Here is a 26589-nt window from a genome sequence, read left to right as displayed (position 1 = left end):
AATGAATAAACTAAAAACACTAGCACTATCGCTGATCCTGATGTTCAGCGTAAACCAGTTATTTGCCCACGCCCTGTTTATCAGAACAGCAGCAAACGGTAAAAAAGGAACCGCTCAGGAAGTGAAAATTTTCTATGGTGAGCCTGGAGAAAACGCACCGGAGAAACTGGCAGACTGGTGGTCGGATACCAAAGAGTTTAGCCTATGGCTCATCAACCCTAAGGGAGAAAAAGAGCAGCTAAAAGTAACGCCGGCAGCAGATCATTTTGTGGCCAGCTTTACACCGGCAACAGATGGTGTTTATACCTTAAGCATCAGCCATATTGTTAAAGAGATTGCAGGTAAAACACAATATCAGTTCAATGCAGCTGCATTGGTAAGTGTAGGCAAAGCAGATACGGGCAATAGCGCATTGGCGAATAAAGCAGAACTGGGCATTTTTGTAGATGCACTGGCGGCTTTGAAAAAAGGTAAAGAAATCACCTTAAGCAGTCACTTTAAAGCACAGCCAGCTGCAGGAGTTGCTATTTCTGTATTTGCTCCGGCAGGATGGGTGAAACAAATAAAGACCCGTGCTGATGGAAAAACAACCTTTAATCCTGAATGGAGTGGTAGCTATTTACTGGAAGCAGGTCACAATGAAAAAGTAACCGGACAGGCTTTTGAAAGCATTGAGCGCATAGCAACTTTAAGCATTACAGTAAACTAAGCGGTTCTGATTCTTATTTTATTTGGTGTGAGAATTGTAAGGATATTAACGTCCGGTTAAATGGACAAAGGTTAAAATACATTATAAATACACACAAAATGTTAAAAAGTATCATTACAAAAAAGGGAATTTTGTCCTTGTTAATTGTCTTGGGAAGTATTTCCAGTACAATGGCTGCTGAAGTTATCAGACTGATAGTAAAGGAAGACAGGGCTGCGTGCACGGGAGTTGGTCCAATGAATTGTTTACAGGTAAAATATAAGAATAGTAAAAACTGGGAGTTGTTCTATAGCGAGATTCAGGGCTTCAGACACCAGGAAGGGTATCGCTATACGCTTTCTGTGATCCGTACTAAAAGAAAGAATGTCCCTGCTGATGCGTCCATTTATACCTACAAATTAAAAAAGGTAATCAGGAAACAGAAAGTGGCAGTTGCGGGCGCTGTAGAAGATCCGTTGGAGGCGGTAGCCAATCAAAAATGGACCCTGGTAAGAATGAATGGCAAAGCGGTTGAAGGCGGTAAAATTCATTTGACTTTAGATCCTAAAGGTCAGAAGTTGTCTGGCTCAGGAGGATGTAACGGGATCTTTGGCAGCTTCAGCTATGAGGAGAAAACTAAGGCGATTACCATTGGAAATATCGCTTCCACGCTAATGGCTTGTTCGGATGAAAAAGTAAATAAGCTGGAGTATGAATTTACCAGCACTTTAAACGGAAAGACTTTCAGACTGGAATCGAATGGCCATACCATGGCTTTTTATAAAGGAGGAGTAAAGACGCTGGAATTTAGCAATGGAAAAGAAGGTACAAACCATACTGATCATGATATCTGGAAATTTATTGCCGGCAATAAATGGAAATTGATTCAAATGAATGGGGAAACCCAATCAGAATCACCGGTTACCATTAACTTTAACCCGGCTGAAAAGCGTTTTAATGGTAACTCAGGCTGCAATAACTATTTTGGTACTTATGAAGCCGGAAAAGAGACCATTGCATTTGGCCCTGCTGCCAGTACCCGTCGTGCCTGTTTAGATCAAAATTTAAGCGCATTGGAAAGTAAGTTTTTAGGCATATTAGGCAGTAAAGACTTCCGATTTGATGTAGCTGATCAGACCTTAAACTTTTATCAGAATAATCGTCTGGTATTGATGTTCGGATTGACCAGATAAGGAGCTGATCCGATATAGATATTTTATAGAATGGGGCTGAATTAATTATTCAGCCCCATTTTTTTGTATACATTGACGGCTATTTTTTATCATCTAACCAGACGACCTGCTGATGAGGTTCATGTGCCTGTCCGATGATATGCCGGTATAGTGCCGGGTTGCGGGCATTTATATAACGATATCCGCCTGCTTTTTCCAGTTTATCGGGGCTGATTGAGGCGATGGCAATGTCATCATCGAGTTTACGACATTCCGCAATTACATCACCGTAGGGATCAATAATCATGGAGCAACCGTTCTTAAGCTGATCATCATCCATTCCTATAGGATTCGAGAAAACGGCATAAATGGCATTGTCATAAGCTCTTGCGGGAAGCCATTTCATTAACCAGGCCCTCCCTTTTAGTCCTTCGAATTCTGCACGGACTGAGGTAGGGTCGTTTACCCTGTTCTCCCATAATTCGGGAGCTACGAAACCAGCACCGGGACGGGTGGAAGGGGTGCACATGGTCACATGCGGCATAAAAACGATTTGTGCACCAAGCAGGGTTGTAGCCCGTACGTTTTCAATGATGTTGTTATCATAACAGATCAGAATACTACATTTCCAGCCATACAGATCGAAAATCACATATTCGTTTCCAGGTTTTAAATGTGGGTTAATAAAAGGATGGAGCTTTCTGTATTTGGCGATCAGTCCGTTTTTATCTACGGCTACATAAGCCTTGAACAGGTCATTATTGCTGTCCTTTTCGAACAGGCCTGCCAGAACAACAATTTGATGCGCGCTGGCAATTTCCTGTAATTTTTGAATGGAAGGACCATCGGGTATGTATTCAGCCAGCCCGAGCATCTGATCCTTATTAAGTGTTCTTGCAAAAGTATATCCGGTGATGCTGCATTCATGAAAGGAAATCACCTCTGCGCCTGAAGCTGCTGCAAGGGCAGAGAGCTCGTTGATACGGCTGAGGTTATAGTCTTTGTCTCCACTACGGTTCTCAAATTGTGCGGTTGCGATTTTTAGTGTTTTCATCATCTTGATTTTTGATTTGTTCCCGCCGGTTGTGATTACGGAAAAGAATAAGACAAAACTATCAGTAAAAAAGAGATGGAAATTGTACAAAGCCGACATCGGCTTTGTTCTTACAAAACACTGTTCAGTAGCGGACTAAGCTGAACGAGGTTTACCGCCAGCCGGTTTGTTTTAAAGATGTACTGGCCCGGGCTGAGTCCTACACTTTTCCGGAATTCCCGGATTAAATGTGCCTGGTCATAATACCCGCTTTCATAAGCAATTTCCGTCAGGTTTTTTTTCGCCGATGTGGTTCGGAACAACTTTAAAAAGAATTGTAACCTGATGATATTGGAGAAATATTTGGGAGAGATGCCTATGTTTTCTTTGAATTTTCTTTCCAGTTGTCTTTCACTGATCTGGAGTATTTTATGGACTTCGCTTATCGGGCTCAGGCCATGATTCGTATAGATCAGATCCAGACTTTGCTGAATGTGCGGGTCTATGCTCAGACTGGTGCTGAGCTTGTTGCTCAGGAAGGTTTCTACGAGTGCTATCCGGCTCCGGTGATCAGGAGCATTTAGCATCTGATCCTGTAAGATCCTTGCCCCGGCTCCCCAGAGTTCAGCTAAAGAAATGATCTGGTCATTGAGCTCATTCGCTGGCATAGCCAGCATCATGTGGGCTCCATGGGGTTGAAAAACGACAATCAGCATTCCAATTCTGCCTTTGGATTGAATTCGCCGGAATTTGCTTACCTGCCCGTAGATAAAGCTTTCGGGATGTTGAAGAAAAGGATCTCCAAAATGAAAGACCATTCCCGAATTGCCATCCGGAAAAAAATGATGTTCCATCAGTTCCTGATGATCACTTTCAATCAGGAGAAAGTGTTTTACGATATGGGAAAGGTGGGGGGAAGGCAATACCTGCATGTCAGCTGCTATGGAAGGATTAAGATTGCTTGTTGTACTTATTCCTATATTCAATAGGAGTGAGTCCGGTAATCTTCTTAAACACATCACGAAAAGCTTTGGTGTCTGTATACCCAACATCAAACATGACTTCTGTAATGTTCTTTCTGCTGCTTTCAAAGCTTCTTTTTGCAGCCTCGATCTTTACCCTTTGGATGTATTCAATTACGGTATTGTTGGTCGCTTTCCTGAACCGGCGCTCAAAGCTTCTTCTGCCAAGTGCAGACATGGCCGCCAGCTGATCTACAGTAATCTTATCCTGAAAATTACTTTCAATAAATTCCTGGACCTTTTTGATTTCCAGGTCTTCATGGTCTTTCTGTCCCTGAAACATCATAAATGCAGCCTGACTTTCCCTGTCGATATCAATCGCAAAGAATTTAGAAGCCAGAATGGCGGTATCGCGATCGGTATATTTTTCTACCAGATACAGGAGTAGGTTCCAATAGGAGTTGGCACCTCCACTGGAATAAATCCGCTGTTCTTCAGTAATGATGCTGCCATCAACCAGGGTTACATCCGGGAACATTTCCCGGAATTCCGTTGCATGCAACCAATGGGTAGAGCATTGCTTTCCCTTGAGTAAACCGGTAGAGGCAAGCAGGAAAGCGCCGATACATAAGGAAGCGACTTCAGCCCCTTTGTGGTAATGGTCAACGATCCATGGAACAAATTCTTTGTTCAGTTCCAGAGCGGTTTTCATATGACCGCTCAATGCAGGGATAAAGATCATATCTGTCTTTTTCACCTCGGAAAGTAGCTGATCGGCATGTACGGAAAACAGGCTGTTATTCAATCTGGTCTCTTTTGATAAGCCAACCAGCTGTACGTTAAATAAAGCAGGTTTTCCTGAGGATTCCAGAAATTCGTTGACCATTCTAAAAAGATAGCCGGGATCAGCAATAGATTCTATGACCGCTGTTTCAGGAACTAAGATGGAGATATGTTTCATCTGCATATTGGATTTGATACCAAAGATATTGTGTTTTATTGTCGTAAACAACCCTGTTAATTGTCGTTTTTACACAAGGTTTTTTTTTGAGGTTCCTGCTAAGTTTGAATTCATAATCTAATACGTCATGATCACATCTATCAACTCCTATTTAACTTTTGCTGGCAATTGCCGGGAGGCGATGACTTTTTACCAGTCCTGTCTGGGTGGAGAGCTTAGCTTTCAAACGATCGGTGCATCTCCGCTATCGGAAAAGATGCCGGAGAAGATGAAAGGATATATTTTGCAGGCAACGCTGACCAGGGGATCAATCCGGATTATGGGTTCGGATATGGTGGGCAAGGAAGGTTTGGTGAAAGGTAATGCTGTTGCGCTGATGCTCAACTGTAGCACGGAAGAGGAAGCCCGTAACTGTTACCAGCGCCTGGTTGAGGGAGGAACGGCAACACATCCATTGGAAAATAGCTTCTGGGGTGCTTTGTTTGGTGATTTAAAGGATAAATATGGGAACCACTGGCTATTGCATTTCGATAAAACCCAGTAAACACTCCGGTCATCAAAGACAGGAATGTTTACATTTACCTTAATTTAGAAGGGCAATTTTTTCAAAAACCCTGGCGATAACTTCTGCTCCCGGATCAGGGACATTTCTCAATACCTCTTCAGAAAGGTAAGAGGAACGGCCGAATTTAGTATTGATGATGGTCTTGGTGTGTTCCGCTCCTTTACGCGCATGTTGGGCAACCAAAGCGGTCGTTTCTCCATTTGCCAGGGATTCAAAAGCAGGCTGCAGGGCATCTATCATGGTCCGGTCGCCGGTCTGTGCACCACCGTAATCCTTTACTCTTTGCAGTCCTTCCAGCAGTGATTTTCCCAGTTCAGGAGATTTCGTATAAGCGGTTCCTGCGGCAGTAAATAAGATAGACAATAAGACGCCGCTGGATCCCCCGGCTTCTCTGGCCAGAATCCGGCCAATGCTTAGCAGTAGTTTTCCGGTATCATTCAAGGGAAGCCGGTTTATAACTGTTAGTAGCCGCTTGCCGGTCAGTGCAAAAGTAGATCCCGCATCACCATCGCCAACTTTCGCGTCCAGTCCATTGATTTCCTTTTCAATAGACACCAGTAATTGGGCCACTTCATTGATCAGCTGATATACTTTGTCATTAGCCGAAGCCTCATAAGGAATGGTTTCCGGAAGTTTTGGACTGATGATTTCTGCAGGTTTTTCAAAAGGTTGAAGTTGCCATGCAATAGGTTCTGCCTCAGCGAGCAAGGCTTTCTCTATCTCCTCCGTAAGCAACAATACAGAAACAGAGAAACCACTCATATTGATGGAAGACATCAGCGCTGCCGGACCAACCATATACGCTATTTTTGTGGCGAGTTTTGTTTTACGGAAAGAGTTGACCAATAAGCTCATTTCAATTGGGCTGACACTCCCCATATTGTTAAAGATCATGGCATAACGGCCATCTTCATCAGATAGGTTTGCCTCGAGTTTTTCAATAGCCAGGGCCATCAGCTGATCTGCTTTAGCATAGGGAATCACTTCTATTCCTGGTTCTCCATGAATCCCCAATCCAAGTTCTACCTGCTCATCATTTAACCGGGAGCTGGTTTCCTGTCCCAGGTGCTGACATTCGGTTAAAGAAAGACCAATAGAGGCGGTCCGGTCTATTACCTGTTGGGCAATCGCAGCAATTTCTTCCAGTGATTTTCCTTCCTCCGCAAGCTGTCCGGCAATCTTATGCACAAATAGTGTTCCTGCCAATCCCCTTCTTTTTACCTCTTTACCTAAGGCAATATCGTCATCAACGGTAACGGTTCTGACTTCATATCCCAGGGCACGTGCCTGTTCTGCTGCCAGGCCGAAATTGAGACGGTCGCCGGTATAATTCTTTATAACTAATAAACAGCCCTTAGGTCCGGTAGCTGCAAGGATAGCCGATAATACCGCATCTACCGTTGGAGAAGCAAAAATATCTCCACATACCGCTGCGGTTAACATGCCCTTTCCTACAAAACCGGCATGTGCAGGCTCATGTCCCGAACCACCACCAGAGATGATGGCCACTTTTGATTTATCCCAGTCTTTACGGATTACAACCCTTACTTCAGGAAAGGCGTCTAGTCTGGCTAATTTAGGATTGGTTAATAATCCTTCTATCGCTTCGTTTACAATCTGATCAGTTTCATTTATGAAGAATTTCATGCTTTATTTTTTTCTCAAGGTAGTAATTCAAGAGGTGATTAAGCAAAAGATTAAAGCATTATCACTATACGGTGACTATTCATATTTTAAGGCATCTACTGCATTCGCTTTTGCCACTTTGAAGGTTTGTAAACTCACCGTTAATACCGAAATAAAAAGGGAGATCAGCCCTGCAATCAGAAAGGGCCAGACGGCGATGTCTATCTTATAATCATATTTGCTGAGCCAGTTTTTCGCTAAAATATAAGCAAGGGGAAAGGCAATCATATTGGAGATCAGAACGAGTTTTACAAAGTCTTTATTCAAAAGGATCAGGATGTTTCTCAAATCTGCACCCAATACTTTTCTGATGCTGATTTCTTTCTTGCGTTGTTCAGCCATGTACAGGGCGAGTCCGAGTAAACCCAGGCAAGAGATCAGAATGGCAAAACCTCCGAAAATATTAGACAAGACGCTGAGTAACTTCTCATTTTTGAGTTGTTCCTCCATCCCCTGACTAACAAACTTTAACCCGGTAGGGTATCCGGGGTTCAGACGATTGCTGATGGTGTTAATGAGCTGTACAGATTTATTCAGAGCTTGTGAAGGATCCAGTTTTAATAGTAATATCCGGCTTTTGGCAGGGTTAAAATAAAACAGGGTTGGCTTCGATTTTCGTCCGATCGCCTCATTGGAATAATCTTTTATCACACCAATAACGGTCAGCGATGGATTGTCTCCCCAGGTAATTTTTGTGCCAACAGGATTTTTTAATCCCATTGTTTTTACCGCCTGTTCATTGAGCATAACGGAGGTTGCTGTGTCTGCGACAAATTCAGGACTGAAATCCCGTCCGGCAAGTAGTTGCGCACCTACAGTCCTGGTAAATTCATAGCCTGTACTTCTATAATCGATAACAGAGTTGTCATTCACTGCTTTTCCAGGCCAGCTGATTCCTCCGGTAATGCTTCCTCCTTCGGTAAACGTAGAGGCGAACTCCGTTGCAGATGCAATGGCACCAGCTTTCTTTAATTCTGTTTTAAAAAGTTCCAGTTTTCCCGGTTTAGCCCATTCTCCTTCAATGTCCATTTGTACCAGACCATTACGGTCAAAGCCGAGTGGTTTATTTTTCATGAACTGAATCTGGTTGTAAATCACAATTGAACAGATGATCATCGCTACGGAAAGGCTAAATTGTACAATCACCAGGGCTTTTCGGACGGAGAGGGAGGATCCGGCACTTCCTTTAAAGCCCTTTAAAACTTTTATCGGACTGAATGACGATAAATAGAAGGCAGGATAACTGCCGGCAAGAAATCCGGTAATGGAAACCAGTGCCAGCAAAATCGTCCAGAAAAGGTAAGAATGGTAATTGATCTGGATCTGTATGTCGAGCAGATTATTGAAATAGGGAAGGGACATTTCCAAAAGAGCAAAGGCAATCAGCATGGCTATAAAGGAAAGTAACAGGGATTCTAAGATAAACTGCCCCATCAGATTGAACCTGGAAGAGCCCATGGCTTTACGGATGCCGACTTCCCTCGCACGTTTCTCAGAACGGGCAGTAGAAAGGTTCATGTAATTGATACTGGCAATCAGCAACACACAAAAGGCGAGAAAAGCGAAGAGTTTAACCTGATCGATTCTGCCGCCAGTCACTTTTCCATTCTCAAACTCATCATAAAGGTGGAATTTGGAATAAGGAAAGAGAAAGGCTTCGAGGTCTGTGTCTTTCTCCTGTAAGGATATCAACTTTCGTACAGCTGCATCGGCTGCAGCAAAAGTCTGGCTGCTCTTTAGTTTGATAATGGTCATGCAGGTGATCGTTCCCCAGCCATTTTCTTTTTCTGAAGGGTTTTCCTGTTCGAAAAGGGCCCAGGTTTGCAGGATGTCAAATTGAATGCTTTGATTTTTTGGGAGATCTTCAATGACAGCAGCAACTTTTAAGGATTTACGTTTATCCCATTCGACGCTTTGTCCGATAGGATTCTCATTTCCAAAAAGTCTCTTTGCCGTTGAAGAAGTCAGAAGGATGGAATTCGGATCTTTCAAAGCAGAATTGGCATCTCCATAAATAAAGCGGTAATCAAATATTTTTAAGAAAGCAGGATCAACACTGAGCCCTTTCAATTTGAAATTGTTTTCCTTGTAGCTAAAGAGTTTATCTGGGGTACTCATCGCAATTCTGGCCGCGTTTTCAATACCAGGAATGGTTTGTAAGGCGGTAGCCGCAAGTTTATTGGGAGTGGCTCTTGTGGTGTTTAGTTTGCCGTTTATTTTCAGGTTCAGCCTGGTAAAATAAGTTCTGTCAACATCAGTAAACTGTTTGTCGTAACTCCATTCGTAATTCACATATAACAATAACATCAGACAGCAGGCCAGCCCAATTGCTAGGCCACCAACGTTAATTAAAGTAAAGCCTTTGCTTCTCCAAAGGTTTCTCCAGGCAATTTTTAAGTTTGTCTTGAACATGTTATTCCGTTTTTCTCCGGATTTGCGAATTGCATGCCAGCTTTGTTTTTATGCCCCCTTGGTAATTTCCCGGGGGATTTTGTTGATTTTTTTATTCCTTATGATCGAAAATGAACAGTTTGGTTGTGCGTAAACGTACAGGTCAGGCTGACTTTGGTTTTGCCTGGCTTAAAAAGAGCGCAGCAAGAAGGGAGCCGACCAACAGGATAGAGGAAGCCAAGGAAATACGCTCACCCCAATAGTAGGATTTCGGCTCGAACTTAAATACCAGTTCATGTTTTCCCTGAGGTAAAACTGCAGCTCTCAAAATATAGTTCGCCCTGAAATAGGGTATTTCCTGCTGATCCACATAAGCTTTCCAACCTTTATTGTACCATATTTCTGCAAAAACTGCCATGGAAGGTTTATCCGAATGGTACTGGTAGACCAGGTGATCAGGATGATAGCTGGTCAGTTTAATCTCAGACTGTGGATCAAAACCGGGCTTTTGCTGATTAATCTGGTCCTGAAATTCCCGATGTATAAAAGCATCTTTCTTGGCGTCAAAGCTGCTGATTGCGTTGATTTCCGCCTCTGCATTATCGACAAAATTTACATTCGGAACAAACCAGGCATTGCCATTGGCGGTATTTCTGGTGATGACTTTCTCTGAGAAACCTTTGGCGGTGTCGGTAACAATCAGGTATTTGGTATTGAGCATGTCCAGCACCGGCTCGTTGATGGTTTTACTGAATTGTCTGTCCAGCATTTCCTGGTACCGTTGTAGCCTCGCAGAATGACGGCCACCGATTGACTTATGGAAAATGGAAGGCGTAGCATCGCCAAGTGGGCTAGAGCGGGAAAGGTCAAGTACCCTGTAATCTAAACTTTTATCCTCTTTGATGAGCTTATCTGCCTGTCTTGGCTCAAACTGGGTAGCCATCAGGTCGGCATCCACAAAGCTGCGGTTGTTCAGGTACCTTTTATCAATTCCCCATACATCCACAAGAACCGCTACAGCAAGCAGAATGAAGCCGGTTTGCTGACTGATTTTCTTTTTTAAGATCAACCAGATGAAACCGGCAGCGATCAATACGAAAGCCAAAGACCTGAAGGCATCTGCCCGGGCAACCGAAATCCGGTCTTTAATCAGGGCATTTCCTATTTCATCAGCAAAGGTTGCATTGCCACTGATTTCATGGAGTTTTTGAATAAGCTGAGGATGTGCGGAAGAGCGGAAATTGAAAAGAAGGGTAGGTGCCATCAGAAACAAAATCAGAAATCCAGCTATAATATAAACTGATTTCAATAAGTTTTTTTGTGTTTTTTGCTGGTCTTCTGTGCCATCAGTTGCCTTTTTAACGGCCAGAAAAGCCAGTATAGGAATCAACAGGCAGGGGATGATCAGGGTGAATTCTACAGAACGGAACTTATTGTATAAAGGAACATAATCGAAAAAAAGATCGGAAATGAGCGGGAAGTGCTTACCAAAGGATAGAAACATAAATAGAAATGATGCGGATAATACCCACCATTTTATCCGGTCATTCAATACAAACATCCCGAAGATGGCTAAAAAGCAAACGATAGCACCAATATACCAGGGACCGGAAGTGGTAGATTTTTCTCCCCAATAGCTGGGTAATTGTTTCACAAAATCTTCTGCACGGTCTTGTGGCTGTCCATTTTTTATCAGCGTTTTTACCACTTCAGAACCCTCAACAGGAATCTGAGAAGAAGTTGAACCACCGTAAGCATCAGGAATAAGAAAGGTAATCATTTCACCTACTCCCTGACTCCAGTAGTAGGCATATTCTTTATCCAGACCGTCTTGTATGGGCTGGTTTGCTTTACTGAGGTTGGCTTTTCCGCGGATGGATTCTTTACCGTATTCGTAGGTGGTCCACAGTGTTCCGGCGTTAACCCCGATGGAAATAATGGCCACAGCGGCTAAATAACCTATCGACCTGAAGAATGTCCGGGTGGTCTTGGTTTGCAGGGCATGGTATAACTCAAAACCGATGAGAATAAGAATAGCCAGGAACAGGTAATATGTCATCTGGATGTGGTTGGCCCGGATTTCAACCGCTAAAAAAAGAGCGGTTAGGGAGGCACCTATCAGGTATTTCCCCCTTAAAGTGAGGATGATCCCAGCAAGAATAGGAGCATAAAATGCAACGGCAAAGGCCTGGTTGCTATGACCTGCCTGAATGAGGATAAAGTTGAAAGAGGTAAAGGCAAAGGCAATGGCACCTGCTGCAGCCAGCCATGGTCTTAAGCCTAAAACGCAGAACAGCAAATAGGCACCTGCCAGATATAAGAAAACGGTATCTACCGGATTTGGAAATACAGCCTTGAAAAAGGAGACGACATAAGTACTGACATTGTATGGATACTGAACCCATATCTGATAAGCAGGCATGCCCCCAAACATAGAATTTGTCCATAGCGGGCCTTTTCCGGTTTCGGCTTTGACCTCCATGATTTCCCTGGACATCGCCTGAGCTTCTACAACATCACTCTGAAAAAGTACTTTATGCTGCAGAACCGGACTGAGATAGATAAAACTAATGGCGAGGAAAAGCGCAATGATGATCAGATGGAGGTAGTTTCTTTGTAGCCAGTTTTTCATTGTTAAGGTTAAGGTATTTATGAGTAGCCAGACCAGTCATGGCCGACCTGAGTTAGCTAAATTAGGCTTTTTTTATCCATAAGAAAAGTAAAAACAGGCCCGGGATTCCGCATCTTTGTAGAAATAATACCAAAGCCGGTCCGGACCATGACAGTACTTGAACAATACGTTAAATCTTATTTTGGATTAGTTCATGAAGACGAATTGAAAACTGTGATCACATTCATCCAAATCATGAATAAAGATGACAAGGAAAATTAAAGCAGAAATTTTAATATATGCAAACCCTGAACGTATATAGGAAATATTGACTGCGTTTGAACAGTATCCGGATTGGAATCCTTTTATCAGAAACCCTGCAAATTTCCCTGGAAATGAACTTTTGATCCTGTTAAAGTTTGTTAAATGGAGACATGACAATGGCATCTTCTTCATCTTTATTGTATTTTTGGAGAAAATAAATGATATGATAAGAAATGTTTTATTGATGCTATTGGTAGTGTCTGTGCTTAGTTGTAAAAAGGAAACACCAAATGATGATACTGTTTATCGCTGGAAACGTGAGCTTTATAGAGGATTAGTAAATAATGAAGGGCCTGCATTTGTTCCTATGTTTTATGGGATGCCTGTCAATTCTAACGGATTAGTAAGCAGCAGCAATTCTAATGGGATCATAAATACACTACAAGCCATTCATGTGAGGACAGACTATGTTTCTCTGACAGAAGCTCAGGTAAACAGCCAGAGAGATAGCATTTACAAGGCCAGCGGCAGAATGTTTGCCTTTAAATATGTGAAGGTTAAAAACAGGTAAGGTGTTTTTTGATTTTAAAGTTGGTTATCTTTAGTTAAAGATTAATAAAAATGACCACTTCAGATACCATACTCCTGCTTACTGCTACCTCCACAGCCCTTATCGCCGGGCTTTTCTACGGCTTTTCCTGCGCGGTGAATCCTGGTTTGGGAAAACTATCCGACAAAGGGTACCTGGCAGCTATGCAGTCTATTAACAGGGAAATACAAAATCTTTTATTCCTGGCCAGCTTTATGGGAACCCTTTTACTGTTGCCGCTCAGCACCTGGTTACAATACAGGGCAGGGGCAATGTATAGCTTCTGGACTTTGCTCGCCGCAACATTCATTTATGCGATTGGTGTATTTGGACTGACGATGTTCGGAAATGTCCCTTTGAATCAGATGCTGGTTAAATTCAACTTATCTGCCGCTTCTGCAGAGGATATGGCCAGACAAAGAGAAAGATTCGAAAAGCCATGGAACAGGTTACACCGGCTCCGTAGCATAGCGGTAGTTGCATCCGTAATTATGGTCATCATAGCCTGTTTGTGTAAAACAGATATTAGTGGATAACAACAAAGCCTGTGCAAATCTGCACAGGCTTTGTTCGTTTATTTATTCCGGACCTGGTACCGTTTGTAGGAAACCACGGCCAGAAGGAAAACAACAGCCAGGGTAATATACACCCATGATGGTATAGGTACAGGATCTCCCTGCGCATAAGAGTGTAAACCGGTCAGGTAATAATTTACACCAAAATAGGTCATGATAATCGTTGAAAAACTAATCAGTGAAAGCAGGTTGAATAAATACTTGCTCTTTAGCTTTGGAATCAGGCGAACATGCAGGACAAAAGCATAGATGATGACAGAAATGAAGGCCCATGTTTCTTTTGGATCCCAGCTCCAGTAACGTCCCCAGCTTTCATTGGCCCATATCCCTCCTAAAAAGGTTCCGATGGTAAGTAGAAATAACCCGACTGTCAGGGACATTTCATTCACGATGGTCAGCTCCGTTACAGACGCTTTTACTTTAGCACTGATCTTTTTACTATCGATGATGTAAAGTACCAGAACCACCATTCCCAGCAAAGCACTGAGACCAAAGAATCCATAACTTGAGGTGATGATGGCTACGTGGATCATCAGCCAGTAAGATTTAAGTACAGGAACGAGTGGGGTAATCTGAGGGTTCATCTGTGAACCGCCATGGGCAAAACCCATTAAAATTACTGCAATAAGACAGCCGGCAGCAGGAATAAAAGCGTTGCTGTTTCTGTACATCAACAGACCGGATAATACCCCAATCCAGCTGATGAACAATACCGCCTCATAGCCATTACTCCATGGCTCATGTCCGGAGATGTACCAGCGGGCACCAAGGCCAACTGCCTGAAGCAGGGTTGCAATACTGATCAGAATTAAAGTGAAGGTCACTAACCTGTCCAGCATTTTGGAGGATTTAAAAAGCTTGAAAAAGGCGAGTGTCAGGATTACCGTGCCCAACAAGGCATAAGTAATCATTAAATTCAGGAATATATTCCATGAATTATAGCTCACCTCCCAATTGATCTTTGATTGTGAGGGCACTACATCTTTACCGAATTTCAGCTGAATGTCCTTAATTACATTTAAGGCTATATTGGCTCCATCCCAGTTTCCGGATAGTTCCGCTGCTTTGATGCTTTTCACATAAGGATCAAGCGCACTGGATACCACTGCTTTATTAACAGGATCTGAAGGAGGCATGGCAATCCAGGTATTATTGGTGTCACCAGCTATAGGGAAAATCCTTAAATACTGACCATCAATCAATTGCTGCATCGCCTGTAACTTATCATTAAGGTCGATCACATCCTTATCATAACTGCCTTGTTCAGCCGGTTTTTTCGCAAAAGACTTCAGGTACTGATCTTTTAAAATGAACTCTAAACTGCCTTCAGGACTGATGGCCAGAAGGTTGATCATAGAGGTATAACCTTCTTCATTTGCCTTTACTGCTTTTAGCAGTTCCGGGCCACCTTTGGAACCTACTTTAATCAATGGGACATTCATCCAGGTAAAAGGAGCGGTGGAAACGGAAAGGAAAAACTGGTTTGCCGTAAGGGAGTGGAAACGATCTTTACGGTGCAACTTTCTCAGGATCTCCAGGGCCATGGTATTGATCGGCTCAATTCTTCCGTCTATATTTTGTACCAACAGGTAGCCAAAACTATCTGCATGGGCTTTATCAATCTTAATAGCAGCTGCAAACTGTTTTGCATCTACATTCTTGGCCATTAAAAGCTTTTGAACATCCGCTCGGAAATTCTGATCGTGTACATGGTTGGTTGCCTGATTTGCGGCCTCGGGTTGCTCGTGGTCATGGTTATGGCCATCTCCTTCAGTATGCACATGTTCTTCCTGAGCAGGAATTCCCGCTGTGGGTAGCGCTGTTTTCCCATCTTTCCCGTGCATGTCTATCTTCTGACTGAAAGCAGCGCCTAAAGGTAAAAACAGCATTAATAACAACAGTGTTTTTGATTTAGAGATCGATTTCAGCTGTTCATTTAATTTAGAGAAATGGGTTCCTTTCCAGAATAAAGTAACGAACATGCCCAGGAAAAGCAAGGTATAACCGATATAGGTAACATTAGTACCCCAGTAATCATGATTTACCGAGAGTACCGTTCCTTTTTCATCGTCGTCGAAACTGGCCTGGAAGAAGCGATATCCGGAATGGTCTAATACATGGTTCATAAAGATCTTATATGGGCGTTCTCCAGTTTCTTCCTGGATCATCACATCTGAGGAATAGGCCGCAGGACTGTTACTTCCCGGATATTTCTCCATTTTAAAGTCAACCAGCTTCAGACCGAAGGGAGAGTTGTATATTTTTGAACCGTATGCCAGCGAAATTCTAAGTCCGCCAACTTCACTCTGGTGCTGGAAATTTGTCATTCCTTTTCCACCGTAAAAAGAAACAGTGTCTTTTGCTGTGGAAGTCGTGATCTCCAGTTTTACCAGATCCGGATCGTGTTCATGGGTTTTCTTATCTCCTTCAAAGTAAGTAATGCGACCCGGAACCGGACCTTCAGGAACGACGAATGCCAAAGCGCCAATCGTGTATAAGCTTCTTAGATTGAAAGGTTGAGGGGCAGTATTTCCTTCTACTGTTTTCTTCTCCTGGGTAGCCATAATCATATAATTTCCAGGATAGGGAGAGGTAATCTGGAGCCCGCCATTGGCATCTTCAATATTGATGGTTCCAGGAGTTGGCTTATTATAGCTCACCAACATGTTCTGCATCAGCTGAACACTCCCTGAAGGAATGTATTTGTTAACCCTCTGGCCATTTTCAAGTACAACCAGGTGTAGCGTAGGTCTGCCTGACGCTTCGCGGACCAGGGAATCCTGCGCCCTTGCGTAAAAATCAATGACCTTCATTTTCACCCGCTCTCCATTGTATTCGTATTCCGGAGCAAAAGTCTTTTTAAATGGTTTCAGATAGGTCGGTATGTTATTCGAGATTAAAATTGCAGGAACATCATCATAAGCCAATGCCTGATCGTCTTTTCCAATCTGTACTTTGAAAAAAGTTGCATCAGAAATGATTTCATTACTGGTTTCTCCTTCTCTGATGTGCATAGAGCCTTCAAAACTGATGTATCGGGTAATGTATCCGCCTATGAATATGATGATGAAGGCCAGGTGAAATACCAGCAAAGGCCACTTTTTTCGTTGTGTAAGTTGATACCTTCCTATATTACCGATGAAATTCAGTACGAGGATGACCATCACCAGCTCAAACCACCAGCAATTATAAATCAATGCTTTGGCCACTGCTGTTCCGTAATCGTTTTCCACAAAGGTGGCCATGGCCATGGAAAAAGCATATAACAAGAGCATGGTACCCATCGTACGGGTGGAGAAGAGTATTTTTCCTAAACTTTTAATCATTCCTATTTTTCTTATTCATTTCAGCAATGCTGTTGACGGGTGCCAACCTGCAAATGACGCATTTTTTCTAAACTTCGGCAAAGATGGCCCTGATAGGCCAGAAAAATAAGCAGAACTGAATTTATGGCAAAAATAAGACGAAACTCCCTGGGTATCTTCCATCAAAAAAGCCTTTTTATATAAAAAGGCTTTTTTGATGGAGAGGTTAAATAGTTATTTTGATTTGGTCAGCGTAGGTGGATTGCAGGGGATGCAAAGGTGACAAATTAGTTTAACCGGTCTGACTACATATTGACTGGGACCGGTATTGGTGATGCTTACGCTGTAACCATATTGCCCGGCAATGTTCATCATCCCGCAATCTGTAGCGGGAATAACGGTCGTCTCGTTGAGTGCTGTCGGCAAGTAATAAATGCCCTGACTGGATAGACCACCCAGAGAAACACTGAATTTGATACCATTCAGTCCTATAAAATTGGTGAAATTAACGGTTTGATTCGCATTGGCAGCAAATGTCCTGGATTGAGTTTGTGTAAGAAAGCCCGTAGATCTTTTTAAGGTCACAGTTAAGGCAACAGGTGCATTGCCTGGTATACCTGGACCAAAGGTGTCTACCCTGGTCATGACGATGGGGTTGATTGGAACAATAATCTGTGCAATTGCATTAATATTAAGACACAAAATGCTGATTAACAGTACGATGGTTAGGGGTGATTTTTTCATAACGTTATGTTTTTATGTATTAATTTAGGCAAAGGGTTACCTTGGGCAAAAGCATTCTTATTATTCGATATTGTTTTTCTATTATTCGATTTTGATTTTTTTGCGGGGGCATAAGCGCGAATCTCTATTCTTTCTGTTATATTGTAGAGATAGGAGAAGCCCAGGTACCTGGGGTTGAAATGGATACAACTTACACTACAGCAATTTTGTGTGACGAACACAAGAAGAACAGGATATGAACAAGGTAAACAGAATTTATTTTACAGATAGCCCCTATCCAAACGGACATGGGATAAAAGAATTCAAATGGAGTGGCCGAATAGACGAAGATGGCCAGTTATGGTTCGATTTTCACCTGGTATCGGAAGATTATGATGTGGACGATAATCATTTGTCATCAGTGGATGAAGAAGAAACGGTTTCGAACTGGCACTCAAAAGTTGTTTGGGATAATTATCAGGCCTGTACCTTGTCATCTACTTACTGGGGAGATAATCAAGGTATCCTACTTGATACGACCAATGCCCCGTTCCGTTTCCAGGAGCTGATAGATAAAGGGCTTGTAGCCGACACCCTGCCATTACAAGATGAAGATGACTATGACAACCTTGCTTTTTCAGTATATGTGTTGGGGCACGACAGCTGCGCAGGGCATCGCTTTGTTTTTAGCAAAACTACAGATTGAATGGATCTGGAATGGAGTGGAAAGATTGCCCTTACTTATGCCGGAGAAGATGAATTCAATCACGATTTTAAAATCGTCGTACAAAATGTGATTTTTGATGGGTTCCATTATCCAAAAGAATGGAGCCAGGAGGAAGCTTTAGAAGCATTCAGCAGCAAAATAGCTTCATTGGAAGCTTACGAATTTGTAGATATGAACCCCAAAAGTTTTCAAAGAAATTATAAGCTTGTTCCAAACAAACTTTAAAAAAATGATGAGATATATTTCCATATTCTTTTTATCGCTTCTGGCGATCAGCAACGTTAGGTGTGTCGCACAAATGGCATCGTCAAACCAAGGTATATCCAATAAACCGGGAATTATTACAGGCGCCGACCAGACTGAAAAATATTTGCCTTATCTAAAAGGAAAACGAATTGGCCTGGTTGCAAATCAGAGTTCCATGATCGATAAGAAAAGCAGTGTAGACAGCTTAGTGAGCCTTGGAATTAAAATTGTAAAGGTGTTTGGACCTGAGCATGGTTTTAGAGGCAATGCGAGTAATGGAGCTGTGGTGAGCGACGAGAAAGATGCTAAAACCGGTATTCCAATTATCTCTTTATATGGCAAAAATGAGAAACCAACAAAAGAACAGCTGGCGGATATAGACCTTATGGTTTTTGATATTCAGGATGTAGGCTGCCGATACTATACTAACATCAATACGCTGGAGTATGTGATGGAAGCCTGTGCAGAAAACAACAAAGAACTGTTAATTCTTGACCGTCCTAATCCTAACGGATATGTAATAGACGGACCGGTAATGACTGATGATAAATTTAAATCGGCCATTGGGATACATTATACACCCATGACCCATGGCATGACAATAGGGGAATTCGCACAATACCTTAATGGCGAAGGATATCTCAAAAAGCAATGCAAAATAAATATCATAAAGGTTGCCAATTATAATCATGATATGCCTTACCTGCTTCCAATATATCCCTCCCCGAATTTAAATACGCAGCAGGCTGTGATGCTTTTCCCGAGCTTATGTATGTATGAAGGAACCGCGATCAATGAAGGGCGGGGAACCTATATGCCATTTACTATTTTGGGAGCCCCGGCATTGGAGGGCAAATATTCATTTTCATACAAACCGATAAGTATTCGTGGAATGAGTGAACGGCCAAATCATAAAGACGCTGTTTGTTATGGTCTCGACCTTCGCAATTATGACATTAACAAACTTCGGAAGAGCCGCCAAATTAATTTATCCTGGTTAATTGAACTGTACAATGCTTATCCGGATAAAGCTAATTTCTTTACTCCCGGAAGAGCGGGCCGGGATGTATCAGCTTTTGATCTGCGCATAGGTACTGATCAATTGAGAAAACAAATCATAGCCGGAATGTCGGAAGCGGACATCAGAAAAAGCTGGGAACCTGGATTGCAGAAGTTTAAGGCTATACGGGCAAAGTATCTTTTATATCCGGATTAGCTATCTTTGGGAAAACAGGTTTAATGAAAGTTGAATTTCAGAAATTGAGCTATGAGGAATTGAAGCAGGCTTTACAGGAGCTGGCTTCAGGATACAAAATTGAAATTTTAGAAGAGGTAATGACAGCAGAGGCCAATGTTTTTCTTTGCAGGTATAATGGTAAGAGATTTAATGTCTATTTTGATCTGGCTTATGGTCCTGGAATAAAAGCCGTTGACGGAATAGACGAAGACGAATTAGCTCACTTATTGTTCCCGTTGTGAAGGTAGATGAACACATTGCCACTTTTATCTTCTCCGCTGCCAATTTCTCCTCCGGCAAAATCACTTAACTTAAAACTTATATGGCTCTTGAGCCATTTCTTGTATTGAGAATGCCTTTTCTCTGAACCGCTATAAAAATCATCGGCGGTTTTATACTGATTGTCAAGTTCTTTAACTGTAATAAATATGGAAACCAGAACATCTTCTTCGAACCTTAAAGATAATTGGACCGTATTCCCGTTCAATTCTATTTCGGTAGCACTAAACTGAACTGATTTCATCTCATCCAGTACCTGAACCCGGGTCACATTTTCATTATTGAAGTATTTAGGTAGGTCAGTGATTTTGGTTTTACTGGTAATTGTAAAACCATCCAGGTCGATATTCCCATTTAGTTTTATTTCCATTGCACAAATTTAAGCTTTCTATATTTTTAGATGCAGAAGAATCTGCCTGAATTCTACCGGCCTGCCTGTCATGCCGGGATTAGGGCATAAAAAAGCCGGATTGAAAATCTTATTAAGATTTTCAATCCGGCAAAGTGCACTCGAAGGGATTCGAACCCCCATCATCAGAACCGGAATCTGACATTCTATCCATTGAACTACGAATGCCTGTTTTTCAAGATTGCAAATCTAGGAAACTATTTCGGATATTAAAATGCTTATCCACATCCTTATCATAAATTTCCTAAAAGATGCTCAAATACCTGATTTACTGAATGACAATAATATTCCCCTATAAAGGCAGTTTTTCAAAAATAAAAAAGCACTTTTGCAAAAATGAAAAATACCATCGCTGAACCATTATTGCGATGATTTCATAAGGACAATAACAATTGTAATGGTGATGAAAATCATGTAAAGAAAAGGCGTATATGGAAGAAATGATTGTTGAAGAGATCGTAAAGCTCTTAGAGCAGGAGGACAGTGCACAATTGAAGATATATCTGGATGACCTCAATATATCAGACGTCGAGCATTTAATAGACGAACTTCCCCAATACGCAGTTACATTTATTGATACCCTGTCCATTAAAAGGGCAGTGAATGTCTTCAGAATCCTGGATTTCCCGACTCAGGAAAGAATCATCAAAAAACTTCCTGGAAATAAGCTTGCCGAGCTGATTAACCTTTTACCTCCAGACGACCGTACTTCCTTATTCAGTGAACTGAAAGGAGATGCGGTAAAAAAACTGATCATTCTGTTGCCGGCTAAGGATAGGGTTGAGGCACTTTCCTTATTGGGTTACGAAGAAGACAGTGTGGGAAGGCTGATGACACCGGATTATGTGGCAGTCAAAAAAGACTGGACGGTATCCAGGGTATTGGCACACATCAGAAGATATGGGAAAAACTCCGAAACGATTGATGTGATCTATGTGATCGATAAAGATGGCGTACTGCTGGACGACATCAGGATCCGGGAAATCCTCCTGGCAGATCCGGAAGCAAAAATCGGAGACCTGACAGATCAGCGTCTGATCGCGCTAAAGGCGAACGACCATCAGGAAGAAGCGATCAACATATTCAGAATGAATAACCGGGTGGCTTTACCCGTAGTAGACGATTATAATGTGTTACTTGGTATTGTGACTGTAGATGATATCCTATGGATTGCAAACGAAGAATATACAGAAGATATGCATAAAATCGGGGGTACCCAGGCCCTGGATGAACCTTACCTGGATATGCCGATTTTTGGCTTATTTAAAAGAAGGATAGGCTGGCTGGTGGTACTTTTCCTGGGAGAGATGTTAACGGCAACTGCCATGGGACATTTTGAAGCGGACATTGCGAAAGCAGTGATATTAGCCATGTTTGTGCCACTGATCATTTCGAGTGGTGGAAATAGCGGTTCACAGGCCTCTACGCTGATTATTCAGGCGATGGCCTTAGGAGAAATTACGGTGGGCGACTGGTGGAGGGTAATGCGCAGGGAGCTCATCTCCGGCCTGATGCTGGGAGTGGTACTGGGTTGTATCGGATTTCTGAGAATCTTTGTCTGGACCTTCTTCACTGATATGTATGGACCACATTGGGCACTTATTGGAGTGACCGTGGGAATCGCCTTGGTAGGTGTAGTCCTTTGGGGTTCACTGGCGGGTTCTATGCTGCCCCTGATCCTGAAAAAACTGGGAGCTGACCCTGCAACTTCATCTGCTCCTTTTGTAGCGACACTGGTGGATGTAACCGGTCTGATCATTTACTTCTCTGTTGCAGTCATGTTCCTGACGGGAGTACTGCTCTAAATAAAATAGCATAAAAAAGAAAGGCCGGATATTTATCCGGCCTTTCTCATTTATAAATTAATGCTATTATACATTGAAACGGAAATGCATGATGTCTCCATCTTCTACCACATAAGTTTTACCCTCTACACCTAGTTTACCGGCTTCTTTACAGGCAGCCTCTGAACCCAGGGTTACAAAGTCATTGTATTTGATAACCTCAGCACGGATAAATCCTTTTTCAAAATCGGTATGGATTACACCTGCAGCCTGTGGAGCAGTGAATCCTTTAGTGATGGTCCATGCCCTCACTTCCTGAACACCTGCAGTGAAATAAGTATACAGATCCAGTAAGCGGTAAGCAGCAACAATCAGTTTGTTTACGCCCGATTCTGTAAGTCCAAGATCGGCTAAAAACTCCTGACGCTCTTCATAGCTTTCCAGCTCGGCAATTTCTGATTCTATTTTCGCAGAAATGACCAATACTTCCGCATTCTCGTCTTTTACAGCTTCTTTAACGCGGTCTACATAAGCGTTTCCGTTAATTACGGAATTCTCATCTACATTACATACGTACATTACCGGTTTCTGGGTCAGTAAACCAAGGTCCTGAATGAATTCAAAATCTTCTGCTGCAACTGCTGCAGAACGCACCGATTTACCTTCTTCAATATGTGCTTTGATCACGCTCAGGATATCGAAAGTTCTTTTGGCATCCTTATCAGTTTTTGCCATTTTTTCTACTTTCTGGATGCGTTTTATTACGGTATCCAGATCCTTAAGCTGTAATTCTGTATCAATAATTTCTTTATCACGGATCGGATCTACGGAACCGTCAACATGAATTACATTTCCGTCGTCAAAACAACGTAATACGTGAATAACGGCATTTGTAGCCCTGATATTACCCAAAAATTGGTTACCTAATCCTTCTCCTTTGGAAGCACCTTTTACCAAACCTGCAATATCTACAATCTCAATGGTATTGGGAACAATACGGTTTGGCTGTACCAGTTCTGCCAGTTTAGTCAACCTGTCGTCAGGTACAGTAATTACGCCGATATTAGGTTCTATTGTACAAAAAGGGAAATTAGCCGCTTGAGCTTTTGCGTTCGATAAACAGTTAAATAAGGTGGATTTTCCAACATTTGGTAAACCAACTATACCACATTGTAATGCCATGAATGATTTTTTATAGTTTTGGCGCAAAGCTACCAAATTTTTAAAAATAATCTTTATGTTTAGGGTATCTAAAAACTATTTAAAGATTAACACGATCAATATGGAAGATTTCGAAGAAAAAGAGCCTGTTCAGGAGGAAAATGAAATCCTGGTAATTACCGAGGATATCCGTAGTTATATTTACGATACTGCTAAATGGGCTAAATTCTTATCTGTTATTGGATTTGTATTTTGTGTTTTAATCGTGATATGTGCCTTTTTTGTGCCGGCCGTAATTTCATCAATGACTGCAATGGGTGGTCAGAGCCCGGTAACTCAGATTGCTCCTGCAGTACTTACTGTTACTTATTTACTGATTGGATTGCTTTATTTTTATCCAAGTCTGATGCTATTTAAATATGCTACCGCTGCTCAGAAAGCCGTTTTATTCCTGGATCAGTCGAGCTTGGGAATCGCGATGAGCAAAATGAAATCATTTTTTAAATTCTGGGGAGTCTTCACCATTGTGATCATCAGCTTTTATGTGATCGGAATTTTATTTGCTGTAGTGGCCGGTATCGGAGTCAGCTAATTACCATACGCTATCAGGATCAACAAAAACAGCCAGTCTTTTCTGGCTGTTTTTGTTGATAAAGAAATTTTAAAAAAAGACCTAATTCTTAACCCTGTTTTCTTCGTCTGCAGTCCCTGTACTTCTTGATCTGGCATTCTTAACTTTCATATTGCCGAATTTATAGTTCAGGCTCAAGTTGATTTTACGGCTTTCCCACTGGTTTTGCCAATAGGTATTGACATTATTATAGCGTAGGTTGGCCCTGAATTTATTGGTGTCGAAAACGTCATTGAGCTTTAAACTAACTGTTGCCTTTTTATTCATGAATGTTTTCCTGGCCGAAACATTCATCCCATAAGATTCCAGGGACCTGAACAACCCGGATACGGAAGGGGAACTGTAGAAAAAGGTATAGGTCAGCTGTAATTCCTTAGGAAGGTTAAAAGTTTGTTCGGAATTTACCGACCAGCTAAATTTATGACTGTCATAATTTCCGCCTTGTACGGTCGATTTTACATCGTCATAGGCAATGGAAAGCTCAGTATTGTTGTTCCACCATTTAGTAATATCGAAAGGACTTCCGGTAGCGATGTATATATTTTGTGCCCTGCCAAGATTCTCTTCCACACTAATGCTTTCCTTGCTCAGATCATTTTGATAGATCACTTCGGAGATCACATCGGTGCTTTTGGCATAACTCAGGCTGAGCACCCTGAAACTCTTAATGTTGTAATTGATTTCGAAGTTATTGGAAAATGAAGGAAGTAACAGAGGGTTTCCTTTTAACGCGGTATAAGGATCGGAGTAGAAGGCAAAGGGATTCAGACTGGTATAAGACGGCCTGTTGATCCGACGTGCATAACTTCCCTGAATCTGATGGTTTTCGCTGACCTTCCAGGAAGCAAAAAAGGTAGGGAAAAGCTGCCAGTATTTGCGGTCTATCTTTTCCTCATTTCCCGAAGAAAGCCCGTTTCCGAGTGTTTGTTCTGCTCTCAAACCTGCTTTTAGCTCCAGTTGCTTAAAAGATTGACTAAAAGAAAGGTAAAGTGCATTGATGTTTTCCCGATAATTGAAGCGGTTGGTGCGCTTAGGATCATTGATCCATCCGGCTGTTTTTAGGGAATCAAACCTGACATCACTGCTGGTATTTACCCAACTGCTCTTATAGCCAGCTTCTGCTTTAAGTGTTTTTGAAAATGGATGTACGTAATCCAGCTTAACCGCATATATAGAAACATCGCCAAATCCTTTATTTCTCAGGTTGACCACATCTCCGATTCTGTTGTCAGCAGCATCAAAGTAACTGTTGAAATATTGTTCCGTTTTAGAATTGTCGTACCCGACTTTGTCGAGGTCAATACCCAGCTCTCTGCCATTAGTGTCGATTTTAAAACGGTAATTCAGGTTGTAAGCATTGTTGCCTGAAGTATTGTCTTGTGGGTTTTTAGAGTTTACACTTCCCATCTTTTGCTGAACGGTATTGTAATTGACAGAATTGCTTTCGCTATTGGTGGTGTATGGAGCTGAAGAACCTTTCCACAAGATGCCAATCGTATGCTTGTCGTTGATGAAATAATCTGCTCCCAGGGCGTAGTTGCTGCTTCTGGTGATCGGATGCCAGAAATTGAGCTGGTTAAACTGCTCACCGGCAATGTTGCGGTTCATGGTGAGCCTGTTGAAAGAATTGTAATAACCATAACTGAACCGGCCATAGGTACTAACTTTTCCGACGTTATAGTTTAGATTGGTGCTGCCATATCCTTTTCCATATTCACCGTATCCTGCGCCGATACTCGCATTCCCGTTAAAGCCTTGTAATTTGTTTCGTTTTAATTTGATATTGATGATTCCGGCAGATCCGGCAGCGTCAAAAGAGGAAGGAGGATTAGAAATCAGTTCAACCTTGCTCATTACCGAGCCGGGTAAGGATTTCAGATAAGTGCTCAGTTCCAATCCCGACATATAACTCATTTTTCCATCTATCATCACATTTACCCCGCTTTTGCCTTTCATAATGATGTTGTCATCTTTGTCCAGCTTGATTCCCGGTGCTCTTTTCAATACATCCAATGCATTGTCTCCTGCAGTATTCATCTGTTCCACATTCAAAACGGTACGGTCTGCCTGCTGCTGGATCAGTGGTGTTTTTGCTCTGATGTCTACTTCTTTTAAGCTGGTTACCGTAGGGTTTAATCTCAGGGCAGGTATTACCATGGCCGTGGTGCCAAGATTAAAAGCTTTACTTTGAGCCCTCTCATAACCTATTGCAATTACCTTAATCTGATAACTGCCGGGTTTAATGTTTTCAAATGAAAATACACCCTTATCGTTGCTGAGGCCGAGTCCTGCTCTTGTGGAATCTGGTAGCTGGATTAAGGCTACGGATGCAAATTCTATTGCTTTCCCATCGGTTGCGTTAAGAATGTTGCCGCTTAGTTTTGTCGTCTGACAAAAAGCACTGGTCTGGATCAGTAATAATAGAAGAGAAAAGATGAATTTAGAATAAGTACACATGTTTGTTTGAATTTTTCCTCAAATGGAATCAATACGCTCCGGCTCTTAAATTAAATGATCCCAATCCCCTGAAATATGATACAAACTCGCCGAATTTCCTTGATCCGCTAAAAGACAGGGTTGGCGTAATTAA

General features: G+C 42.1%; 22 protein-coding genes and 1 tRNA gene. 11 read left to right on the top strand and 12 right to left on the bottom strand.

The features are described 5' to 3' along the window. The first annotated feature begins 1 nt into the window (after position 1). Complete coding sequence (locus BFS30_RS03265) at positions 2-709, top strand: DUF4198 domain-containing protein (protein ID WP_069377957.1); 708 nt, start codon at positions 2-4, stop codon at positions 707-709. Between the two features lie 98 nt (positions 710-807). Beyond that, positions 808-1881, top strand: coding sequence for an META domain-containing protein (locus BFS30_RS03260; RefSeq protein ID WP_069377956.1), 1074 nt, complete (start codon positions 808-810; stop codon positions 1879-1881). Positions 1882-1960: 79 nt separating this feature from the next. Here BFS30_RS03260 and BFS30_RS03255 read toward each other — a convergent pair whose 3' ends face one another. The 3 genes from BFS30_RS03255 to BFS30_RS03245 form a co-directional block, all read right to left on the bottom strand. Beyond that, on the bottom strand, positions 1961-2917 hold the full coding sequence (locus BFS30_RS03255; RefSeq protein ID WP_237028705.1) for a nitrilase family protein: 957 nt from the start codon (positions 2915-2917) through the stop codon (positions 1961-1963). A gap of 107 nt (positions 2918-3024) precedes the next feature. Continuing rightward, complete coding sequence (locus tag BFS30_RS03250; protein WP_069377955.1) at positions 3025-3879, bottom strand: DUF6597 domain-containing transcriptional factor; 855 nt, start codon at positions 3877-3879, stop codon at positions 3025-3027. Continuing rightward, entirely contained in the window at positions 3845-4816 is a 972-nt protein-coding gene (locus tag BFS30_RS03245) for a GlxA family transcriptional regulator (RefSeq protein WP_069382272.1), read from the bottom strand. Before BFS30_RS03245 ends, BFS30_RS03250 begins: the two co-directional genes overlap by 35 nt. A 127-nt stretch (positions 4817-4943) precedes the next feature. Between BFS30_RS03245 and BFS30_RS03240 the strand changes: the two genes are divergently transcribed. Beyond that, on the top strand, positions 4944-5360 hold the full coding sequence (locus tag BFS30_RS03240; RefSeq protein ID WP_069377954.1) for a VOC family protein: 417 nt from the start codon (positions 4944-4946) through the stop codon (positions 5358-5360). A gap of 39 nt (positions 5361-5399) precedes the next feature. On the opposite strand, the gene BFS30_RS03235 is transcribed toward BFS30_RS03240, so the two are convergent. From BFS30_RS03235 to BFS30_RS03225, 3 genes are all read right to left on the bottom strand, one after another. Next, a complete protein-coding gene (locus BFS30_RS03235) occupies positions 5400-7028 on the bottom strand; it encodes a dihydroxyacetone kinase subunit DhaK (RefSeq protein ID WP_069377953.1) in 1629 nt (542 codons plus the stop codon). A 75-nt stretch (positions 7029-7103) separates the two neighbouring features. After that, positions 7104-9479, bottom strand: a complete 2376-nt coding sequence (locus BFS30_RS03230) for an ABC transporter permease (protein ID WP_069377952.1) — start codon at positions 9477-9479, stop codon at positions 7104-7106. A 142-nt stretch (positions 9480-9621) separates the two neighbouring features. After that, a complete protein-coding gene (locus tag BFS30_RS03225) occupies positions 9622-12090 on the bottom strand; it encodes a YfhO family protein (protein WP_069377951.1) in 2469 nt (822 codons plus the stop codon). A gap of 307 nt (positions 12091-12397) precedes the next feature. Between BFS30_RS03225 and BFS30_RS03220 the strand changes: the two genes are divergently transcribed. Further along, the gene (locus BFS30_RS03220; RefSeq protein ID WP_069377950.1) at positions 12398-12904 is read left to right on the top strand and encodes a hypothetical protein; all 507 of its coding nucleotides are present in this window, start codon (positions 12398-12400) and stop codon (positions 12902-12904) included. Positions 12905-12954: 50 nt separating this feature from the next. Further along, positions 12955-13458 carry a DUF1772 domain-containing protein gene (locus BFS30_RS03215; protein ID WP_069377949.1) on the top strand — a complete coding sequence of 168 codons (504 nt, stop codon included), beginning with the start codon at positions 12955-12957 and terminating at the stop codon, positions 13456-13458. Positions 13459-13496: 38 nt separating this feature from the next. Here BFS30_RS03215 and ccsA read toward each other — a convergent pair whose 3' ends face one another. Then, entirely contained in the window at positions 13497-16823 is a 3327-nt protein-coding gene (gene ccsA, locus BFS30_RS03210; RefSeq protein ID WP_237028704.1) for a cytochrome c biogenesis protein, read from the bottom strand. Between the two features lie 213 nt (positions 16824-17036). Further along, positions 17037-17546, bottom strand: a complete 510-nt coding sequence (locus BFS30_RS03205; RefSeq protein ID WP_069377948.1) for a hypothetical protein — start codon at positions 17544-17546, stop codon at positions 17037-17039. A gap of 235 nt (positions 17547-17781) precedes the next feature. Between BFS30_RS03205 and BFS30_RS27345 the strand changes: the two genes are divergently transcribed. Genes BFS30_RS27345 through BFS30_RS03190 form a run of 4 tightly spaced genes read left to right on the top strand, consistent with a single transcriptional unit; the run spans position 17782 to position 19977 of the window. Beyond that, positions 17782-18231: a hypothetical protein gene (locus BFS30_RS27345; RefSeq protein WP_083251932.1), complete on the top strand. Its 450-nt coding sequence runs from the start codon at positions 17782-17784 to the stop codon at positions 18229-18231. Further along, positions 18232-18477, top strand: coding sequence for a hypothetical protein (locus BFS30_RS27340; RefSeq protein WP_083251931.1), 246 nt, complete (start codon positions 18232-18234; stop codon positions 18475-18477). Between the two features lie 4 nt (positions 18478-18481). Beyond that, positions 18482-19714 (top strand): exo-beta-N-acetylmuramidase NamZ domain-containing protein, encoded by a 1233-nt coding sequence (locus tag BFS30_RS03195; RefSeq protein WP_069377947.1) that lies wholly within the window; start codon positions 18482-18484, stop codon positions 19712-19714. A 23-nt stretch (positions 19715-19737) separates the two neighbouring features. Then, positions 19738-19977: a hypothetical protein gene (locus BFS30_RS03190; protein ID WP_069377946.1), complete on the top strand. Its 240-nt coding sequence runs from the start codon at positions 19738-19740 to the stop codon at positions 19975-19977. On the opposite strand, the gene BFS30_RS03185 is transcribed toward BFS30_RS03190, so the two are convergent. Further along, positions 19956-20384: a hypothetical protein gene (locus BFS30_RS03185; RefSeq protein WP_069377945.1), complete on the bottom strand. Its 429-nt coding sequence runs from the start codon at positions 20382-20384 to the stop codon at positions 19956-19958. The two genes, BFS30_RS03190 and BFS30_RS03185, sit on opposite strands and share 22 nt — an antisense overlap. Positions 20385-20519: 135 nt before the next feature. Then, a tRNA-Arg gene (locus BFS30_RS03180) sits at positions 20520-20591 on the bottom strand. Between the two features lie 263 nt (positions 20592-20854). On the opposite strand from BFS30_RS03180, the gene mgtE reads away from it, so the two are divergent. Next, positions 20855-22228 carry a magnesium transporter gene (gene mgtE / locus BFS30_RS03175; RefSeq protein WP_069377944.1) on the top strand — a complete coding sequence of 458 codons (1374 nt, stop codon included), beginning with the start codon at positions 20855-20857 and terminating at the stop codon, positions 22226-22228. A 66-nt stretch (positions 22229-22294) separates the two neighbouring features. Here the strand turns inward: mgtE and ychF are convergent, their stop codons facing one another. Further along, on the bottom strand, positions 22295-23389 hold the full coding sequence (ychF, locus tag BFS30_RS03170; RefSeq protein WP_069377943.1) for a redox-regulated ATPase YchF: 1095 nt from the start codon (positions 23387-23389) through the stop codon (positions 22295-22297). Between the two features lie 55 nt (positions 23390-23444). On the opposite strand from ychF, the gene BFS30_RS03165 reads away from it, so the two are divergent. Then, positions 23445-23960 (top strand): DUF5362 family protein, encoded by a 516-nt coding sequence (locus BFS30_RS03165; protein ID WP_237028703.1) that lies wholly within the window; start codon positions 23445-23447, stop codon positions 23958-23960. Positions 23961-24041: 81 nt separating this feature from the next. Here the strand turns inward: BFS30_RS03165 and BFS30_RS03160 are convergent, their stop codons facing one another. Then, a complete protein-coding gene (locus BFS30_RS03160) occupies positions 24042-26456 on the bottom strand; it encodes an outer membrane beta-barrel family protein (protein ID WP_069377942.1) in 2415 nt (804 codons plus the stop codon). Between the last annotated feature and the right edge of the window lie 133 nt (positions 26457-26589).

The sequence above is a fragment of the Pedobacter steynii genome, from assembly GCF_001721645.1.
Lineage (GTDB): Bacteria > Bacteroidota > Bacteroidia > Sphingobacteriales > Sphingobacteriaceae > Pedobacter > Pedobacter steynii_A.
This window is presented reverse-complemented; position numbering and strand designations above follow the sequence as displayed.

What these genes read in the sequence shown, in the direction of transcription:
- BFS30_RS03240 (WP_069377954.1), top strand. Translation starts at nt 4,944, where the DNA reads ATGATCACATCTATCAACTCCTATTTAACTTTTGCTGGCAATTGCCGG.
- BFS30_RS03215 (WP_069377949.1), top strand. Translation starts at nt 12,955, where the DNA reads ATGACCACTTCAGATACCATACTCCTGCTTACTGCTACCTCCACAGCC.
- BFS30_RS03255 (WP_237028705.1), bottom strand. Translation starts at nt 2,917, where the DNA reads ATGATGAAAACACTAAAAATCGCAACCGCACAATTTGAGAACCGTAGT.
- BFS30_RS03165 (WP_237028703.1), top strand. Translation starts at nt 23,445, where the DNA reads ATGTTTAGGGTATCTAAAAACTATTTAAAGATTAACACGATCAATATG.
- BFS30_RS03160 (WP_069377942.1), bottom strand. Translation starts at nt 26,456, where the DNA reads ATGTGTACTTATTCTAAATTCATCTTTTCTCTTCTATTATTACTGATC.
- mgtE (WP_069377944.1), top strand. Translation starts at nt 20,855, where the DNA reads ATGGAAGAAATGATTGTTGAAGAGATCGTAAAGCTCTTAGAGCAGGAG.
- BFS30_RS03185 (WP_069377945.1), bottom strand. Translation starts at nt 20,384, where the DNA reads ATGGAAATAAAACTAAATGGGAATATCGACCTGGATGGTTTTACAATT.
- BFS30_RS03195 (WP_069377947.1), top strand. Translation starts at nt 18,482, where the DNA reads ATGATGAGATATATTTCCATATTCTTTTTATCGCTTCTGGCGATCAGC.
- BFS30_RS03245 (WP_069382272.1), bottom strand. Translation starts at nt 4,816, where the DNA reads ATGAAACATATCTCCATCTTAGTTCCTGAAACAGCGGTCATAGAATCT.
- BFS30_RS27345 (WP_083251932.1), top strand. Translation starts at nt 17,782, where the DNA reads ATGAACAAGGTAAACAGAATTTATTTTACAGATAGCCCCTATCCAAAC.
- BFS30_RS03190 (WP_069377946.1), top strand. Translation starts at nt 19,738, where the DNA reads ATGAAAGTTGAATTTCAGAAATTGAGCTATGAGGAATTGAAGCAGGCT.
- ychF (WP_069377943.1), bottom strand. Translation starts at nt 23,389, where the DNA reads ATGGCATTACAATGTGGTATAGTTGGTTTACCAAATGTTGGAAAATCC.
- BFS30_RS03265 (WP_069377957.1), top strand. Translation starts at nt 2, where the DNA reads ATGAATAAACTAAAAACACTAGCACTATCGCTGATCCTGATGTTCAGC.
- BFS30_RS03205 (WP_069377948.1), bottom strand. Translation starts at nt 17,546, where the DNA reads ATGAAAAAATCACCCCTAACCATCGTACTGTTAATCAGCATTTTGTGT.
- ccsA (WP_237028704.1), bottom strand. Translation starts at nt 16,823, where the DNA reads ATGATTAAAAGTTTAGGAAAAATACTCTTCTCCACCCGTACGATGGGT.
- BFS30_RS03225 (WP_069377951.1), bottom strand. Translation starts at nt 12,090, where the DNA reads ATGAAAAACTGGCTACAAAGAAACTACCTCCATCTGATCATCATTGCG.
- BFS30_RS27340 (WP_083251931.1), top strand. Translation starts at nt 18,232, where the DNA reads ATGGATCTGGAATGGAGTGGAAAGATTGCCCTTACTTATGCCGGAGAA.
- BFS30_RS03235 (WP_069377953.1), bottom strand. Translation starts at nt 7,028, where the DNA reads ATGAAATTCTTCATAAATGAAACTGATCAGATTGTAAACGAAGCGATA.
- BFS30_RS03230 (WP_069377952.1), bottom strand. Translation starts at nt 9,479, where the DNA reads ATGTTCAAGACAAACTTAAAAATTGCCTGGAGAAACCTTTGGAGAAGC.
- BFS30_RS03260 (WP_069377956.1), top strand. Translation starts at nt 808, where the DNA reads ATGTTAAAAAGTATCATTACAAAAAAGGGAATTTTGTCCTTGTTAATT.